The sequence below is a fragment of the Pseudomonas sp. TMB3-21 genome (assembly GCF_054898145.1).
Genome location: NZ_CM142718.1, coordinates 759,217 through 776,960, shown reverse-complemented (window position 1 = coordinate 776,960; position 17,744 = coordinate 759,217). Strand labels below are relative to the sequence as shown.

The 17,744-nt window shown below is 58.4% G+C and carries 16 protein-coding genes; 7 read left to right on the top strand and 9 right to left on the bottom strand.

Annotated features, from left to right (window positions below; all coding sequences use genetic code 11):
• Positions 1-89: 89 nt before the first annotated feature.
• The 6 genes from ACYZTS_RS03670 to ACYZTS_RS03645 form a co-directional block, all read right to left on the bottom strand.
• On the bottom strand, positions 90-368 hold the full coding sequence (locus tag ACYZTS_RS03670; protein WP_028624572.1) for a hypothetical protein: 279 nt from the start codon (positions 366-368) through the stop codon (positions 90-92).
• A 129-nt stretch (positions 369-497) separates the two neighbouring features.
• Positions 498-3,308, bottom strand: coding sequence for an FAD-binding and (Fe-S)-binding domain-containing protein (locus ACYZTS_RS03665; protein WP_461994067.1), 2,811 nt, complete (start codon positions 3,306-3,308; stop codon positions 498-500).
• Positions 3,305-3,976 (bottom strand): LutC/YkgG family protein, encoded by a 672-nt coding sequence (locus ACYZTS_RS03660; RefSeq protein WP_461994065.1) that lies wholly within the window; start codon positions 3,974-3,976, stop codon positions 3,305-3,307. The genes ACYZTS_RS03665 and ACYZTS_RS03660 overlap by 4 nt, the downstream gene beginning before the upstream one ends.
• Positions 3,973-5,430 (bottom strand): LutB/LldF family L-lactate oxidation iron-sulfur protein, encoded by a 1,458-nt coding sequence (locus ACYZTS_RS03655; protein WP_461994063.1) that lies wholly within the window; start codon positions 5,428-5,430, stop codon positions 3,973-3,975. The genes ACYZTS_RS03660 and ACYZTS_RS03655 overlap by 4 nt, the downstream gene beginning before the upstream one ends.
• Positions 5,427-6,251: a (Fe-S)-binding protein gene (locus ACYZTS_RS03650; protein ID WP_461994061.1), complete on the bottom strand. Its 825-nt coding sequence runs from the start codon at positions 6,249-6,251 to the stop codon at positions 5,427-5,429. The genes ACYZTS_RS03655 and ACYZTS_RS03650 overlap by 4 nt, the downstream gene beginning before the upstream one ends.
• Positions 6,252-6,399: 148 nt before the next feature.
• Entirely contained in the window at positions 6,400-8,094 is a 1,695-nt protein-coding gene (locus tag ACYZTS_RS03645) for a lactate permease LctP family transporter (protein ID WP_461994059.1), read from the bottom strand.
• Between the two features lie 261 nt (positions 8,095-8,355).
• Here ACYZTS_RS03645 and ACYZTS_RS03640 point away from each other — a divergent pair, with 261 nt between their 5' ends.
• Complete coding sequence (locus ACYZTS_RS03640) at positions 8,356-9,123, top strand: FCD domain-containing protein (protein WP_461994057.1); 768 nt, start codon at positions 8,356-8,358, stop codon at positions 9,121-9,123.
• A gap of 133 nt (positions 9,124-9,256) precedes the next feature.
• Here ACYZTS_RS03640 and smpB read toward each other — a convergent pair whose 3' ends face one another.
• A complete protein-coding gene (gene smpB / locus ACYZTS_RS03635; protein ID WP_461996337.1) occupies positions 9,257-9,739 on the bottom strand; it encodes an SsrA-binding protein SmpB in 483 nt (160 codons plus the stop codon).
• A 118-nt stretch (positions 9,740-9,857) separates the two neighbouring features.
• Here smpB and ACYZTS_RS03630 point away from each other — a divergent pair, with 118 nt between their 5' ends.
• Genes ACYZTS_RS03630 through ACYZTS_RS03620 form a run of 3 tightly spaced genes read left to right on the top strand, consistent with a single transcriptional unit; the run spans position 9,858 to position 12,010 of the window.
• Positions 9,858-11,261: a sodium-dependent transporter gene (locus tag ACYZTS_RS03630; protein WP_461994055.1), complete on the top strand. Its 1,404-nt coding sequence runs from the start codon at positions 9,858-9,860 to the stop codon at positions 11,259-11,261.
• A 7-nt stretch (positions 11,262-11,268) separates the two neighbouring features.
• Positions 11,269-11,703, top strand: coding sequence for a type II toxin-antitoxin system RatA family toxin (locus ACYZTS_RS03625; RefSeq protein WP_028623115.1), 435 nt, complete (start codon positions 11,269-11,271; stop codon positions 11,701-11,703).
• Positions 11,696-12,010, top strand: coding sequence for an RnfH family protein (locus ACYZTS_RS03620; RefSeq protein WP_028623116.1), 315 nt, complete (start codon positions 11,696-11,698; stop codon positions 12,008-12,010). The genes ACYZTS_RS03625 and ACYZTS_RS03620 overlap by 8 nt, the downstream gene beginning before the upstream one ends.
• Positions 12,011-12,072: 62 nt before the next feature.
• Here the strand turns inward: ACYZTS_RS03620 and ACYZTS_RS03615 are convergent, their stop codons facing one another.
• On the bottom strand, positions 12,073-12,600 hold the full coding sequence (locus tag ACYZTS_RS03615; RefSeq protein WP_028623117.1) for an outer membrane protein assembly factor BamE: 528 nt from the start codon (positions 12,598-12,600) through the stop codon (positions 12,073-12,075).
• 97 nt (positions 12,601-12,697) lie between these two features.
• Between ACYZTS_RS03615 and fur the strand changes: the two genes are divergently transcribed.
• Positions 12,698-13,102, top strand: a complete 405-nt coding sequence (fur, locus tag ACYZTS_RS03610; RefSeq protein WP_003197684.1) for a ferric iron uptake transcriptional regulator — start codon at positions 12,698-12,700, stop codon at positions 13,100-13,102.
• Positions 13,103-13,177: 75 nt separating this feature from the next.
• On the opposite strand, the gene recN is transcribed toward fur, so the two are convergent.
• Positions 13,178-14,851 carry a DNA repair protein RecN gene (gene recN, locus ACYZTS_RS03605; protein WP_461994052.1) on the bottom strand — a complete coding sequence of 558 codons (1,674 nt, stop codon included), beginning with the start codon at positions 14,849-14,851 and terminating at the stop codon, positions 13,178-13,180.
• Between the two features lie 236 nt (positions 14,852-15,087).
• Between recN and grpE the strand changes: the two genes are divergently transcribed.
• Both grpE and dnaK read left to right on the top strand, forming a co-directional pair.
• Positions 15,088-15,654, top strand: a complete 567-nt coding sequence (gene grpE, locus ACYZTS_RS03600) for a nucleotide exchange factor GrpE (protein WP_461994050.1) — start codon at positions 15,088-15,090, stop codon at positions 15,652-15,654.
• Between the two features lie 102 nt (positions 15,655-15,756).
• Positions 15,757-17,673, top strand: coding sequence for a molecular chaperone DnaK (gene dnaK / locus ACYZTS_RS03595; protein WP_461994048.1), 1,917 nt, complete (start codon positions 15,757-15,759; stop codon positions 17,671-17,673).
• Positions 17,674-17,744: the final 71 nt, after the last annotated feature.

Here is a 17,744-nt window from a genome sequence, read left to right as displayed (position 1 = left end):
TGCGTGAATCAATGTGAGCAGCAAGCGTGTGCAGTGTACGACAACGACGCTCAGAAGGCCAACCCGAAGGTTGGCGCCCTGATCAAAGATCAGTTATTGGAGCTACTGGTTTTCTGCAATTCCTGGATGGTCCGCTGGGTTTCAGCGATGCATTTCTCAGTGCCATCCTTGGTGTTCATTGCCTGATGCGCCTTGGCTTGCTGGACGCTGGCGTCTACCTGGCTCTGCATATTCTTGGCTTGAATCTGCGCTTTGGCATTTTCGATGGTCTGCAGATTGGTTGCGCAGAGGTCTTCCGATGCCGCAAACGAAGTGGAAGCCATCATGGAAGCAGTAACGAACAGACCTAACAGTACAGAACGGTTCATGTATTTCTCCTTGGTCTGAAGGTCCAGGCATCGCTGGCCGTCAGGACGGGCTGCCGATTGGGTAGGGCCTGGCATTTTGCCGGGCTTACTCAGTGGACTACAGCGACACGTCAGGGTTCTATTTTTTCTTCAGCCCGCCCTTGCCTGAGTGACGCGGTCTACCAAATAGACCAGCCCGTGGTAGTCGATTTCGCCGTGCTGCGTCAGACCGATCTCACAGGTGCGGCTGGTGGAAATACCCTCGCTGCAATATTGCACAGCGTCCTTCAACGACCTCAGCGCGTGTGCGTTTAACTCCGGCGTGGTGAAGCCTTTGTCGCCGGCAAATCCGCAACAGTGAATCCCTTCGGGGATGACCACGGTTTTGCTGCACTTGCGCGCCAGATCAATCAGCGCCTGGCTCTCTCCAAGATGCTGAGTGCTGCAGGTGACATGTACGGCAATCGGCGCTTCTTGCGGCGTGAAGTCCAGTCGATCCATCAGGTGCGTACGGATGAAACGCACTGGATCGTAAAGGTCGAGTCGAACCTCTCCCAGGTCTTGAATCAAGCGCAACGTGCACGGGCTGGTGTCGCAATAAATCGGATCGAGTCCGCCGCGACTGGCGTGCAGCAGTGCGCCGATCAGCTCCTGGCGTTTGTGTTCCGCCTGCTCAGCGTAGCCTTTGGACGCAAAGGGCTGACCGCAGCAGAGACTGTCCTGATTGTCTGGAAAAACGACCTGGTAACCGGCCTTTTCCAGCAATCCGCGGGTTTTGTCGTACAGGGACATTTGTTCTTTATCGCCGGCCGCCGGGCCCATGACGCGCGACACGCACGCCGCCAGATACACCACGCGCGGGCGCTCATCCGAGACGCTGGGGCTGAACCGAATCGCTCTCTCGGGCTGGGGCATGGCGCTGGACCATTGCGGGACACGCCCTCTGGACAGCTTCGTCAGTGTGGCGGAAAGTTTCGCCAGTCGCGGCGCTCCCAACAGCATTCGCGCGCCGTTGGCCGCATGCAACGTGAAGCGCGCGCCTTGCATGGCGGTGGCGAAATTTCCTTCAAGCCAGCTGGCGGTTTTCGTATGCGTCGCTTTACGGCTACGCAGCTTTTTCACCAGCTCGCCAGTATTGATGCCTACAGGGCAACGTTGAGCGCAGAGACCGGTCGCGGCGCAGGTGTCGATGCCTTGATAATCGTAAGCCGCTTCCAGTTCAGTGGTATCGACGCCCGCACGCTTCTTCGCCTGAATGTCGCGCCAGATGACGATGCGCTGGCGCGGGCTGAGGGTCAGTCCTTTGGACGGGCAGACCGGCTCGCAGAAACCGCACTCGATGCACTTATCCACAATCTCGTCGGCGGCCGGTAGCGGTTTCAGGTGTTTGAGGTGGATCTGCGGATCGTCGCTGAGCACCACGTCCGGATTGAGAATCCCGTTCGGGTCGAGCAGGCGTTTGAGCTGCCACATCAACTGGTAAGCATCGCTGCCCCATTCCAGTTCGACGAAGGGCGCCATATTGCGGCCGGTGCCGTGCTCGGCTTTCAACGAGCCGCCGAACTCCACCGCGACCAATTGCGCGACGTCGTCCATGAACGCCTGATAGCGGGCGATTTCCTGGGAATTGTTGAAGCCCTGGGTGAAGACAAAATGCAGATTGCCTTCCAGTGCGTGTCCGAAAAGGATCGCTTCGTCGTAGTGATGTTTGTCGAACAACTCGATCAGGCGGTTCACACCAATGGCCAGTTGTTCGACCGGGAAGGTCACGTCTTCGATGATCACCGTGGTGCCGGTTTTGCGCACGGCACCGACAGCGGGAAAGGTGTCTTTGCGGATCGCCCAGAGTCGGGCGTTTTCCAGCGGGTCCTCAGTGAAGTCGACTTGTTTTTCCACCGGGAATGACGCCAGCGACGTCATGATCTGCGCCAGTTGTTCACGCAGTAGCGTGGACGTTGCTGCGCGGGATTCGATCAGCAGCGCACAGGCATTATTCGACAATTGCTGTACGAAAGCGGGCATGCCGGGTTTGTCCTGAACCGAGCGCAAACTGCGCCGGTCGAGCAGTTCCACGGCGGACACCGGTTGGCTTTTCAGCACCGTGACGGCATTGCAGCAAGTTTCCACATCCGGGAAAACGATCAGGGCCGACGCCTTGTTCGGATGATCGATCACCGTGTCGTAAGTCACGGCGCTGATGAAGCCCAGCGTGCCCTCGGATCCCACCAGCAAGTGGCTCAAGATATCCACAGGCTCATCGAAATCCACCAGCGCATTGAGCGACAGGCCGGTGGTATTTTTCAGACGGTATTTGTGGCGGATTCGTGCAGCCAGTTCGGCGTTGGCGCGAGTCTCGCGACCGAGCGTCGCCAGGCTTTCAAGCAGTGAGGCGTGGCTCTCATGAAATGCGGCAACGCTGGCAGCGTCTTCGGTATCGAGGCGGCTGCCATCGGCCAGCACCAGACGAATGCCAGCCAGTGTGTGATAGGTGTTTTGCGCCGTGCCGCAGCACATGCCGCTGGCATTGTTGGCAACAATGCCACCGATTTTGCAGGCGTTGATCGAGGCCGGGTCAGGGCCGATCTTGCGTCCGAACGGTGCCAGCCACGCGTTGGCCTGTGCGCCGATCACACCGGGTTGAAGGCGGATCTGCGTGCCTTGCCCGCGTATTTCACGACCGTTCCAGTTATCCCCCAGGACGATCAGCACCGAATCACTGATCGCCTGGCCGGACAGGCTGGTGCCGGCGGCGCGGAAAGTCACCGCGACCTGATCGCGCTGCGCCAGTTGGAGCAACGCCACCACTTCATCTTCAGACTCGACGCGGATTACCAGCTGCGGAATCAACCGATAAAAACTCGCGTCGGTGCCGAAAGCCAGGGTCGACAGCGGATCATCGAAACGCCGCTGCGGTGGAATCAGTTGCTGCACATCACGCAGGAAAGCCGTCGGTAAACTCATTGGTCCTCCAGAATCAAAACCACCAGGTCTTTCGGACCGTGGGCGCCATACGCCAGCACCTGCTCGATATCGGCGGTCTTCGAAGGGCCGGACACCAGCAGCGCATTGGTCGGCATGCCGTCGGCCCAGCGCAACTCCTGCTGCACCTGATAGAAGTTGTCGCGGATCGCACTGGCCTTGAGCAGGGCGAAATGCACCGGCGGCACCAGGCTCATCAAGCGCGGTTCTTCCCGCGTCGGCCAGAGAATCAGACTACCGGTCGCAGCGATTGCTCCCAGCGTAGTCGTCAGGCTGGCCGGCGTGTCGTTGAACAACTCGGCTTTCCATTCTTCGACCGGTCGATCGTAGGGCGTCAGCGCTGGCAGACCAGGATTTTTCGCCCAGTGCTGAGTGACACGCGCTCCGTGAGGTGTCGTCGGTGCGATCAGCAGGCTCGGCAGCTGACGATCGTGCAGCAGTTGCGCCAGCAGTGCTGGCCACCCTTCGTCGCAGGTCAGATGGATTTCCGTGTGCACGGCCTCCATCAGTTTGCGCAATTGCGGGATGCGCTGTTCCGCCGTGTAGGTGTAGGGCGCCGTCACCAATTCGACGTCGAACTCGTCAGGGACCGGTGTAGTGCCTGTCAGACTTTTCCGTAGCTTGGTGAGGATATTTTGCTTGGCACTCATCGACGATCTCCCTGTTTGGTCAGATGCTCACGGGCCATGTCGTGCAGTGTGCGAGCGGCGGGTTTCGGGGCGCTGTGATTTTGCGTCCACGGGCCGACGTTGCCTGGCGTTAGAGCGCGTAACCGCGTGGCGAAAAATCCGAACAGGCGATACAGGGTGGGCGAGCTGTTGAGCCTGGCCCAGGCGTTCCAGATAAAGCGTTCCTTACGCGAATATTTGCTGCCCTGGCCGCGCATGATGTGCTTCGGATCATTCGGGGCTTTGACGTTTTCTTCGCGCAGTCGACGCAGCAGCGCCGGGATCGGAATCTTCACCGGGCAGACCTCACCGCACGCGCCACATAGCGACGAAGCGCTCGGATGGTCGGGGACTTTCGCCAGGCCGACCATGTGCGGGGTGATGATTTTTCCGATAGGCCCGGGGTAAACCTCCCCATAGGCGTGGCCGCCGATTCGGGTGTAGACCGGGCAATGGTTCATACACGCGCCGCAGCGGATGCAGTTAAGGGTCTGGCGCAATTCGCTGTCGGCAAACGCCTGGCTGCGACCGTTGTCCAGCAACACCAGATGCACTTCCTGCGGGCCGTCGAGTTCATGTGCCTTGCGCGGGCCGGAGATCATGTTGACGTAGGTGGTGATCGGCTGGCCGAGTGCCGAACGGGTCAGCAGCGACAACAGTGGCACCACGTCGCGAAGGTTTTCCACGACTTTTTCGATGCCGGTGACGGCGATGTGCACCGGCGGCACCGTGGTGGTCATCCGTCCGTTGCCTTCGTTTTCAACCAGCAGCAGCGTACCGGTTTCAGCCACGGCGAAGTTGACGCCGGAGACGCCGATGTCCGCTTCAAAGAATTTCTGTCGCAAGACTTTGCGACCGATCTGAATAAGTTGGTCAACGTCCTTGGTGTACTCCACGCCAAGTTTGTCGTGGAACAAGGACGCGACCTGACCGGCATTCTTGTGGATCGCCGGCATAATAATGTGTGAAGGCTTCTCGTGGTCGAGCTGGACGATGTACTCGCCCATGTCCGACTCCAGGCATTCAATGCCACGATCAGCGAGGAAATGATTCATTTCCATTTCTTCGCTGACCATCGATTTGCCCTTGATCACTTGCCGCCCCTCGTGAGCGCGGATGATCGACAAGACGATGCCATTGGCCTCGTCCACCGTTTCCGCCCAGTGCACTGTCACACCGTTGCGGGTCAGGTTCTGTTCAAGCTGCTCGAGCAGGTCGGGCAACTTGGATAAAGCACGGGCGCGGACTGCATTGCCCAGCGCTCGCAGATGTTCTCTTTCGTGGGCATCGCTGAAGGACGCTGCCCGTTTGGTCATCAATGAATCCATCGCGGTGCGAAAGTTGTTTCGCAACTGCTTGTCGTCCAGGGCCTTGTGAGCCCGAGCGCGGAAGTCTTCTTCTACGGCAACCGTAGGAATAATCGCGGAAGCGTTCATTGGACGCCTCCGGTTCTTTGCCAAAGGAAACTGGCCAGATGCTGGCCGCGCAGCGCTTCCTTTTGTTTCTCCAGCGCGCCGTTGATGTTCATCAGGCAACCACAATCGGCACTGAGCACCATGTGTGCGCCGGAGTCTTTCAGCGACCGGGTCTTGTCGGCCACCATGGCGCCGGAAATGTCTGGCATACGGACGCTGAATGTCCCGCCGAAGCCACAGCATTCACTTTCATGGCTGTGCTCGACCCGTTCCACGTTGCTCAACTGCGCCAGTAGTTCGCGGCCGTGCAGGTGAGTGTTCATCTCCCGACGTGCCGAGCACGATGTGTGCAACGCCACTTTCACCGGTTCGCCGCTGTCCTTGAGCTGCACCTTGCAGACAAACAGCAGAAACTCGGCCAATTCATAGGTTCGAGCGGCCAGCGCCTGAACCTGTTTCAGCATCTGCGGCTCGTCCTTGAACAAGTCGGCATAATGTTCGCGCAGCATGCCTGCGCACGATCCAGACGGCACCACCACCGGAAAATCACCGGCAAACAGCGCCAGTTGCGAGCGCGCCACGGTCCGGGCCTGATCGGTGTAACCGGAGGTGTACGCCGGTTGCCCGCAGCAACTCTGCCCTTGCGGATACTCGACACGAATGCCTTCGCGCTCCAGCAGACGAATCGCATCCATCCCGGCTTCCGGGTAGAACAAATCCACCACGCAGGTCCCGAACAGATAGACCCGCGACGGTTTCTCGCTGGGGTATTGCCGAGGTTCGGGCAGTGGCGGGGCGACACGGGTCGCGTTCGGCACGGCGTTGTAAAAAAGCTCGCTCATCAGGCGTCTCCGGGTGGGCCCGGTTATCCGTCTGCTGAGGCTGCTGAATATAAAGAGCGTTGCTTTCAGCAGCCTTACAGACCGGGTGGTGAATAGCTGACGCCGGAGTCGTGGTCCGGCGTCGGTTTACGTTTCTACCCGTAGTCCGTCAGTGCACCAGCATGCCGGTGAGCCAGTAGGCCTGGACGTAAGTAATCACGCCGACAATCGTTGCAAAGAACAGGCTGTGCTTAAGGGTGAAGCGAAACAGATCCGATTCTTTGCCCACCAGGCCGGTCGCGGCGCAGGCCACGGCAATCGACTGCGGCGAGATCATCTTGCCGGTTACGCCGCCGCTGGTGTTTGCCGCTACCAGCAAGGTATCGCTGACACCGATCTGGTGCGCAGTGGTCGCTTGCAGCGAACTGAACAGGGCGTTGGACGAGGTATCCGAGCCGGTCAGGAACACGCCCAGCCAGCCCAGGAATGGCGAGAAGAACGGGAACGCCGCGCCTGTACCTGCCAGTACCAGAGCCATGGTCGATGACATGCCGGAATAGTTGGTGACGAAAGCGAATGCCAGCACCATGCCGATGGACAGAATCGGCCAACGCAGCTCGTACAGCGTCTCTTTGAAAGTGGTAAGACCAGTTTTGACATTGATCTTCAGCACCAGCATCGAGATCAGCGCGGAAAAGAAAATCGCCGTGCCGGTGGCCGAGATCGGGTCGAGTTTGAACACCGCCGGGATTGCAGTGGGTGCAGTCACGATCGGCGCGACTTTGATGACCATCTGGTCCAGATGCGGAATCGCGAAGTTGAAGACCCAGCTGTACATCGAGCCGCCGGCGGCAAACATTGCCTTGAAGGGCTTCAGGGTCCAGATCGTCACAAGCACGGTGAGAATCAGGAAGGGTGACCACGCCTTGAGAATTTCGCCAAAGCTGTAAGGCGATACCACCGTGCTGCGCGGCAGGCCGAAACCACCGGCGCTGGCGCTCACCACGGAAGCCGAAACAGCGCCGGCAATGTGCTGGCCGGCAGCGCGTTTTGGCTGCCAGACCTTCAGGAACAATGTCAGAGAAATCAGGCTGGCCAGGGCCGAGGTGATGTCCGGCAGTTCCGGGCCAATGAAGTTGGAAGTGAAATACTGGGTGATGGCGAAGCTCAAACCCGCCACAAGCGCCGCTGGCCAGGTTTCCTTCACGCCGCGCATGCCGTCCATCATGAACACCAGCCAGAACGGCACGAACAGCGACAGCAATGGCAGTTGCCGGCCGGTCATGGCACCGATCTTGAAGGCATCAATGCCGGTCACTTGGCCGGCGACAATGATCGGAATCCCCAGTGCGCCGAATGCAACCGGTGCGGTGTTGGCGATCAGGCACAGGCCCGCGGCGTACAGCGGATTGAAGCCCAGTCCGACAAGCAGTGCAGCAGTAATCGCGACCGGTGCGCCGAATCCGGCGGCGCCTTCCAGGAAGGCGCCGAAGCAGAAACCGATCAGCAGCACCTGCAGGCGCTGGTCATCGGTAATCGACAGGACCGAGCTGCGGATCACTTCGAACTGCCCGCTCTTGACCGTCAGTTTGTAGAGGAAAACCGCCGCGACAATGATCCACGCAATCGGCCACAGGCCATACGCGAACCCGTATCCGGCAGCGGCAAATGCCATGTCAGCCGGCATTTGGAAGGCGAAAATGGCCACCGCGATCGACAAGGCCAGCGTGATGCTGCCGGCGACGTGACCCTTGAGGCGAAACACCGCCAAAGCCAGAAAGAAAAACACGATGGGAATGACGGCCGCGAGTGCGGACAAGCCAAGGCTGCCGAGCGGACTGTAGAGCTGTTGCCAGGTTTGCATATGGGGTGGCCCCTAATTGTTGTTGGTCAGGCACTGATCAGCGTGCTTGGATAATTGGTAATACCAATTTACAATCGCTGTTGGCTAGGGTAAAAGCCTTGTATGGGGTGTGTCAATTTGCCGCCCTAAAACTTTTGTCGAATAGGCGGTGCTGATGGCGTCCGGCTTTGTCATCGCTACGCTGTCTGGCAGGTGCCTGTGTCGGGCTGATAGGCCAGAATAGAGAGCCCGGCGAGCCGTCGGGATCGTGGAGAATGAGTTATGGCTTTTGATCAGATTCGTCAGCGCCGTTTGTCTGACGATATTGTCGAGCAGCTCGAGGGGATGATCCTTGAGGGCACGCTCAAGGCTGGTGAGCGCTTGCCGGCGGAGCGCGCGCTGGCCGAGCAATTCGGCGTTTCACGCCCCTCGTTGCGCGAGGCGATTCAAAAGCTGGCAGCGAAGGGGTTGCTGGTCAGTCGCCAGGGCGGCGGCAATTATGTCGTCGAGTCGCTGGGCACAACCTTCAGTGATCCCCTGCTGCATCTGCTCGAAAGCAATCCCGAGGCGCAACGTGATCTGCTGGAATTTCGCCATACGCTGGAGGCCTCCTGTGCCTACTACGCAGCGTTACGAGCGACCGATGTCGATCGTGAACGGCTGACGGCGGCGTTCAATGAGTTGCAGGATTGCTACTCGCGTCACGATGACGTCAGTCGCGTGGAAGAGGGCGCGGCTGACGCGAAATTTCACCTGGCGATCGCTGAGGCCAGCCACAACGCAGTTCTGCTGCATACGATTCGCGGGCTGTTTGATCTGCTCAAGCGCAACGTGGTGACCAACATTGGCGGCATGTACAAACAACGCACGGAAACTCGCGACATGCTGATCACTCAGCATCGAGAGCTTTACATGGCAATTATTGAGGGGCGGGCGGAACAGGCGCGAGAGGTTTCCAGCCGACACATTCTGTATGTGCAGGAAGTGCTCGAGGAGGTGCGTCAGGAAGTGCAGCGCATGGCCCGGGCAGAGCGGCGCAAGGGGATGTAGCAGCGATTGCGATTCAATGTGGCGAGGGAGCTTGCTCCCGCTCGGTTGCGCAGCAGTCGCAAAAGCGAGGGCTGCTTCGCATCCCAGCGGGAGCAAGCTCCCTCGCCACAGTCATCGCCACAGGCGCGGAAAATTAATCTTCCTTGCCCTTGTTCCGCACCGCGCGTTGCAGTTCTCGGCCGGCGTCGCGCTCGCGCTCGGTATCGCGCTTGTCGTATTCCTTCTTGCCCTTGCCCAAAGCAATTTCGCACTTGACCATGTGCTTGCTCCAGTACCAGGACAGGCATACGCAGGCGTAACCCTTTTGCTGCACGGCAGCGGCCAGCTTCTCCAGCTCGCGCCGGTTGAGCAGCAATTTGCGGGTGCGGGTCGGATCAGCGATGACGTGCGTACTCGCGGTCATCAGCGGCGTGATGTGGCTGCCGAGCAGCCAGGCTTCGCCATCCTTGAGCAGTACATAACTGTCAACCAGCAGTAGCTTGCTTGCCCGCAGACTTTTTACTTCCCAGCCGGCCAGGACCAGACCAGCCTCGAACCGATGTTCGATGAAGTAATCGTGTCGCGCCTTTTTATTCTGCGCGATGGTCCCTGTTGGGTGTTTCTTCTGTTTAGCCATAGGGGCGGTATTATAGGGAGTTGCGCGCGAGTCGGCTACGGTATCGCTACGTGCTTGAGCAGGTTGATTGAATCCCGGACAATGCGCCCTCTTTTTTGAACGCTTGGGCGTGATAACGATGTCGACAGACAAGGTTTCTGTCCACGGCAGTTGGGCTAGCCGCTGGGTCTTCATACTCGCCGCGACCGGTTCGGCCGTGGGCCTGGGTAGCATCTGGAAATTCCCGTACATGGTTGGCGTCTACGGCGGTGGCGCCTTTGTGCTGATGTTCCTGGCATGCATCGCGTTGATCGGTGTGCCGGTCATGCTGGCGGAAACCCTGATCGGCCGCCGCGCGCGGCAGAGTCCGGCCAACGCGCTGAAGGTGCTGGCGCTGGAAGCGGGGCATTCGGCGAAATGGTCCTGGGGCGCATTCGCCGGGATGATCACGGCGTTGCTGATCCTGTCCTTCTATAGCGTCGTCGGCGGCTGGTCACTGGATTACATCATCGACATGGGGCGTGGCGACTTCCAGGGCGTCACGCCTGATCAGGTCGGTGCGTATTTCGGCAATGTGATCGCCGATCCATGGCGCCTGACACTTTGGCACACGGTTTTCATGCTGCTTTCAGCACTGGTCATTGCCCGAGGAGTGGTTGCAGGTCTTGAACGAAGCCTGCGCATTATGATGCCGTTGCTGTTTGTAATGATTCTGGTGTTGCTGGGTTACAGCATGACCACCGGGCATTTCATGGAAGGCGTGCACTTCATGTTCGACTTCCACCCGGAAAAGGTCCTCGACGGTTTGCTGCCCGCCATGGGGCACGCTTTCTTTTCGCTGAGCGTCGGCGTGGGTTCGATCATGATCTACGGCGCTTACATGCCGAAGCATTCGTCGATTTCGGGTACCGTAGTTGGCGTCGCGCTGTTGGATACCTTCGTTTCGCTCGTGGCCGGTCTGGCATTGTTTCCGATTGTTTTTGCCGCGGGCCTGAATCCGAGTGAAGGGCCGGGTTTGATGTTCGTCAGCCTGCCTTTTGCGTTCGGTAACGTCGCGTTCGGCCAAGTGATGGGCGTGGTGTTTTTCGTTCTGGTGGCGATCGCCGCGTGGAGTTCGGCCATTTCCTTGCTTGAACCCATGGTGGCTTACCTGGTGGAGCGCTCTAAACTGAGCCGCGCCTGGGTGACGTTCTGGCTCGCATTTACGTGCTGGTTTGTTGGCTTGGGCACGGTGTTTTCCTTCAATATCTGGAAGGAAGCGAAGTTTTTCGTGAACGAAGGCGGGGCGTTTCATCTCTATCAATGGGGAGCGACTGGAGGTCTGGACTTCTTCGGCGTGATCGATTTCTTCACCTCGCGAATCATGTTGCCACTCGGTGGTTTGTGTTTCGTGGTGTTTGCAGGCTGGGTGATGGGCCGCGAGGCGGTGCGCGACGAATTGTCGATCCGCAGCCCGGTGTTGTTCGCCTTCAGTCTTTTCCTGATGCGCTATGTGGCGCCCATCGGCATTCTCGTAGTGTTTGCCGCCCAGCTGTGGAAGTGACGCTGACATGACGACACACATTCAACGTTCGGCCCTGCTGCCGTACCCGGCGCAAGCTCTGTATGACCTGGTAAACGATGTGGCGCGGTATCCGGAGTTTCTGCCGTGGTGCTCGTCGGCCGAAGTTCTGGAGAGCTCTGACGAACATATGCGCGCCAGTGTTGGCGTGGCCAAGGGTGGCCTCAGTCAGCATTTCGTCACGCGCAATACGCTGGTGCCGGGGCAATCGATCGAAATGAATCTTGAAGAAGGCCCCTTTACTCAGTTGCATGGCATTTGGGTATTCAAGGCGCTCACCGACAAGGCCTGCAAAATCAGTCTTGATCTGTCATTCGACTACGCGGGGCCGATCATTCGCGCGACGCTGGGGCCGTTGTTCAATCAGGCGGCCAACACGCTGGTCGATGCGTTTTGTCAGCGGGCGAAGCAGATGCATGGCTGAGGCGACGGTGGAAGTTGAGGTGGTCTACGCCGCTGTGGAGCGGCAGGCGCTCCTCACTGTCGCGGTGCCTGCTGGCACCGCTGTGCGTGCGGCGGTTGCGATGTCCGGAATAGGTGACGCGTTCCCGGAGCTGGACCTGAGCAATTGTCCGGTCGGTATTTTTGGCAAGGTCATTACCGATGCCGACACTCGAATCGTGCAGTCGGGGGATCGGATCGAGATCTATCGTCCGCTACTGGCAGATCCCAAAGAGATCCGCCGGCTTCGCGCCGCCAAGGCTGCCGAGGCTAAAGCGCGTAATCAGTAAGCCCGAGCAATCGCCAGACAATAAAAAACCCGGACATGCCGGGTTTTTTATTGCGTCGCAAATTATTGCGGCGAGGTGTCCAACGGTTCTGGAGTCGGGACCGGAACGGTTTCTACACCGTCGACGTCCTTCTGGATTTGATCCAGCAACGAGCCTGGCTTGGCCGGAGTCTCCGGTTTCGGCTGCTCGGCGTTCTGCGCAGGATCAGTGACGGTTGTGTCAGTGTCCTTGCCGAGAATGGCATCGTCGCGACTCACGCCTGGCATGAAATCACCAGAGAGGCTGACAAGTTGGTCATTTGGGTTGAAGATAACGCTAATGCGTTCCTGTTGGCGTTCACCGCCACCCGGTTGCAGGCTGTACAGATAATCCCAGCGATCGGCATGGAACGTGTCGGTCAGCAGAGGGTTACCCATGATAAACCGTACTTGCCGACGGGTCATTCCCGGGCGTAACTGGTCTATCATGTCCTGCGTGACGACATTGCCCTGCTGGATGTCGATTTTGTAAACCCCGGGGAATGAACAACCGGCGAGTGCGAGCAGTCCCACAAAGGTGAAACTGGTTAGCAAGAGCTTGGTGTTTTGCATCGGTGGGCGACTTCCACTATCTTGGCTGGGACAACGTAAACGCCGATCATACCCGCATTAAGAGAAGCTGCGAAGCAGCATCGCGAGAAAGCTGACCATGGTTGAAAATAGCGAACTACGCAAAGCCGGCCTCAAAGTGACCCTTCCAAGGGTCAAGATTCTGCAAATGCTCGATTCCGCCGAGCAACGCCACATGAGTGCCGAGGACGTTTACAAGGCGCTCATGGAGGCTGGTGAGGACGTCGGTCTGGCCACGGTTTACCGTGTTCTGACTCAGTTCGAGGCAGCTGGCCTTGTGGTGCGGCACAACTTCGACGGAGGCCACGCGGTCTTCGAACTGGATGACGGCAAGCATCACGACCACATGGTCAACGTCGAAACCAGTGAAGTGATCGAATTCTTCGACGAAGAAATCGAGCGTCTGCAGAAAGCCATCGTCGACAAGTATGGCTTTGAGATGGTTGATCACAATCTTGTGCTGTACGTGCGCAAGAAAAAGTAAGCATGTCGCGCGAACATGGTGTTCGCGAAACGAGCGAAGGCGACCCCAGGGTCGCCTTCGTGCTTTTTGCCGTCTTTAAATTTTCGCGTTGACGACCATTTTCTTCGCGTGCGCCAAGGATTCCTTGGTCAGGTCGATCCCGCCCAGCATCCTCGCCACTTCCTCCACGCGATCATTTTTACTCAGTTTGGAGACGGCGGTGCGAGTGGCATCTTCACCTCGTACCTTGTGCACAAACAGATGTTGATGCCCTTGAGCTGCCACCTGCGGCAGGTGAGTCACTGTCAGCACCTGGCCACGTTCGCCCAGGCGGCGCAGCAACTGACCAACGATCTCGGCCGTCGGGCCGCCGATGCCTACGTCCACTTCGTCAAATACCAGCGTTGGGACGCGTGACGTTTGTGCGGTGATCACCTGAATCGCCAGACTGATTCGCGACAACTCACCGCCCGACGCCACCTTGGCCAAGGCTTTCAACGGCTGACCAGGGTTGGCACTGACCAGTAATTCAACTTGTTCGAGGCCGTTCGGCAGCAGCTCGTCGCTGCTGTTGGGGTGCAACTCGATGGTGAAGCGGCCGCCCGGCATGCCAAGGCGCTGAATTTCCTGCTCGACCGCGCTGGCCAGACTGCCGGAGGCCTGATGACGCAGATCGCTCAGTTCCCTGGCTTTCTCCTGATAATGGCGGGCATAAGAGGCCAGTTCATCGCTGAGACGTTCGATCGATTCATCATTTGCATTGAGGGTTTCTATTTCGCCCAGCAGGCGCTGTTGCATCTCGGCAACCTCGGTCGGCTGGATGCGGTGCTTGCGCGCCATGGTGTAGATCGAATCGAGACGCTCCTCCAGGTATTGCAGGCGCGCCGGGTCGGCGTCGAAATTGTCGAGGAAGCGGTTCAGCTCGCCAACGGCTTCTTCCACCTGAATCTGCGCGCTGGTCAGCAAGCTGCTGGCTTCGCCGAGCGCGCCCACCGAGGTGGTAACGCTCGACAGACGGTTAAGGCTGGCGGTCAGCGCATTCAAGACATTGCCGGAATCACTTTCACTGCATTGCTCAACCACTTGCCGGCAGATACCGAGCAGGGTTTCCGCGTTCGTCAGGTTCTTGTGTTCCTGTTCCAGCTGCTCCAGTTCGTTTTCACCGAGACCGAGGTTCTCCAGCTCTTCGAGCTGATAGCTGAGCAACTGATGGCGAGCACGTTGTTCGTCGCCGGAATTGGAAAGGCGTTCCAGTTCCTGGCGGGTCTGGCGCCAGCGTTGGGCTGCAAGTTGCACTTGGCGGGCAAGGTCCGTGGCACCAGCGTATTCATCGAGCAGGCGGCGGTGCGTATCGGTCTTGAGCAGCGATTGATGCTCATGCTGACTGTGGATATCAATCACCAGTTCGCCCAAGGCTTTGAGGTCGCCGAGCGGGCAGGGTGTGCCATTGATATAGCCTCGCGAACGCCCTTCGGCAGTGATGACCCTTCGCAGGATGCACGGGCCGTCGCTCTCCAGATCACGCTCAGCGAGCCAGGCGCTGGCTTCCGGGATGTCGACCAGATCGAACGTAGCAAGGATGTCTGCCTTGTCCGCGCCTGGACGGACCACGCCGCTGTCGGCACGGTCGCCGAGCGTCAGGCCCAGTGCGTCGAGCATGATCGACTTGCCGGCGCCGGTTTCACCCGTGATCACGCTCATCCCGCGATCAAGTTCGAGATCGAGATGTTCGACGATGGCGTAGTTGTGTACGGACAGGTGCACCAGCATAAAGGCCGCTCCCAGGCTTGAGGTCTGGTTATTTATACAGTGTTTTGTTTTGGCCTGACAATGCCCATTTTCAGCATGATTTGTACGGACCGACGAAATGCCGGCGGCGGTGACGGGCAATGTAGCTGTTTTTGTAGGGTTAATCGCGACGGACCCTTGAAGCAGGATTTTGCGGCCCCATATATCGGGACAGAAGCGCGGGTTGAGCTCGCGGACGTTATTGAAAGGAGAAATCTATGGCTGACGAACAGACAGTGGATACGCAAAATCTAGACGGCGACCAGACTGCCCAGGATTCGGGCAACGATCTGGCGGCTCGTGTACAAGTGCTCGAAGAGCAACTGGCTGGCGCTCAGGATCAAGCCTTGCGTGTAGCGGCTGATCTGCAAAACGTCCGCCGTCGCGCCGAGCAGGATGTAGAAAAAGCGCACAAATTCGCTCTGGAAAAATTTGCAGGCGATTTGCTGCCGATCATCGACAGCCTCGAGCGCGGCCTGGAACTCTCCAGCCCGGATGACGAAAGCATCCGTCCAATGCGCGAAGGCATCGAGCTCACCCTGAAAATGTTCCAGGACACCCTGAAGCGTTATCAGCTGGAAGCGATAGATCCGCACGGCGAACCGTTTAACGCTGTTCAGCATCAGGCCATGGCCATGCAGGAAAGCGCCGACGTCGAGCCGAACAGCGTACTCAAGGTGTTCCAGAAGGGCTATCAGCTCAATGGTCGCCTGCTGCGCCCGGCCATGGTCGTGGTCAGCAAGGCCCCGGCACCGCTTTCGCCTTCTATTGATGAGCAGGCTTGAAATCGGCCACAAGGCCCCCATTTATAAGTCAAGCGTTTAAGTGCTACCGCAGTTAGCCACCACTGCTGCGGCAACCAAATCCAAAGTTTCGGGAGAGTTAACATGGGCAAAATTATCGGTATCGACCTGGGGACTACCAACTCCTGCGTCTCCGTGCTGGAAAACGGCAAGGCTAAAGTTATTGAAAACGCTGAAGGCGCGCGTACCACGCCGTCGATCATCGCTTACGCCAACGATGGCGAGATCCTGGTCGGCCAGTCCGCCAAGCGTCAGGCAGTGACCAATCCGCATAACACCCTGTACGCGGTGAAGCGTCTGATCGGTCGCAAGTTCGACGAAGAAGTCGTACAGAAAGACATCAAAATGGTCCCTTACAAAATCGCCAAGGCTGACAACGGCGACGCGTGGGTAGAAGTGAACGGCCAAAAGATGTCGCCGCCACAGATCTCGGCTGAAATTCTGAAAAAAATGAAGAAGACCGCCGAAGACTACCTCGGCGAGCCTGTGACTGAAGCGGTAATCACCGTTCCGGCCTACTTCAACGACAGCCAGCGTCAGGCGACCAAAGACGCCGGCCGCATTGCCGGTCTGGACGTTAAGCGCATCATCAACGAACCAACCGCAGCCGCACTGGCTTACGGTATGGACAAGGCCAAGGGCGATCACACCGTGATCGTTTACGACCTGGGCGGCGGTACGTTCGACGTGTCCGTAATCGAAATCGCTGAAGTTGATGGCGAGCACCAGTTCGAAGTATTGGCCACCAACGGCGATACATTCCTGGGTGGTGAAGACTTCGACATTCGCTTGATCGACTACCTCGTTGACGAATTCAAGAAAGAAAGCGGCATGAACCTCAAAGGTGACCCGCTGGCGATGCAGCGCCTGAAAGAAGCTGCTGAAAAAGCCAAAATCGAGCTGTCTTCGAGCAATTCGACCGATGTCAACCTGCCGTACATCACTGCAGACGCTACCGGTCCCAAGCACTTGAACGTGAAGATCTCGCGCGCCAAGCTCGAATCGCTGGTAGAAGACCTGGTTCAACGCACCATCGAGCCATGCCGCATTGCCCTGAAAGACTCCGGTATTGACATCGGCGCGATCAACGACGTGATCCTGGTAGGCGGTCAGACCCGTATGCCGCTGGTTCAGAAGCTGGTTACCGAGTTTTTCGGTAAAGAAGCTCGCAAAGACGTGAACCCGGACGAAGCCGTTGCCATGGGTGCTGCTATCCAGGGCGCAGTATTGGCCGGTGACGTGAAGGACGTTCTGCTGCTCGACGTCAGCCCGCTGACTCTGGGTATCGAAACCATGGGCGGCGTGATGACCGCGCTGATCGAGAAAAACACCACGATTCCTACCAAGAAATCGCAAGTGTTCTCGACTGCCGACGACAACCAGGGCGCTGTGACCATTCATGTCCTGCAGGGCGAGCGCAAGCAAGCCGCGCAGAACAAGTCTCTGGGCAAGTTCGATCTGGCCGAGATTCCACCAGCACCACGTGGCGTGCCACAAATCGAAGTGACCTTCGACATCGACGCTAACGGCATCCTGCATGTTGGCGCGAAAGACAAGGCTACCGGCAAGACTCAGTCGATCGTGATCAAGGCCAACTCCGGTCTGTCCGAGGAAGAGATTCAGCAGATGATCCGCGATGCGGAAACCAATGCTGACGAAGACCGCAAGTTCGAAGAGCTGGCCGCTGCCCGTAACCAAGGCGATGCACTGGTTCACTCGACGCGCAAAATGGTCGCCGATGCTGGCGACAAGGTGAGCGCTGAAGAGAAGACTGCGATCGAAGCGGCAGTGGTTGCGCTGGAAGTCGCTGTCAAAGGCGACGACAAGGCTGCCATCGAAGCCAAGGTTGAAGAGCTGTCGAAAGTCTCCGCTCCAGTGGCGCAGAAAATGTACGCCGAACAGGCCCAGCCTGCTGAAGGCGCTGCACCGCAGGACGAAAAGGCTGAAAAGGCTGACGACGTTGTCGACGCTGAGTTCGAAGAAGTAAAAGACCAAAAGTAAGTTGTTGGTCGCCCGGTTGACTGCCTTCAGGCGGTGACTGGTAGGATGTCGCCGCGCGGGAGCCTGCTCCC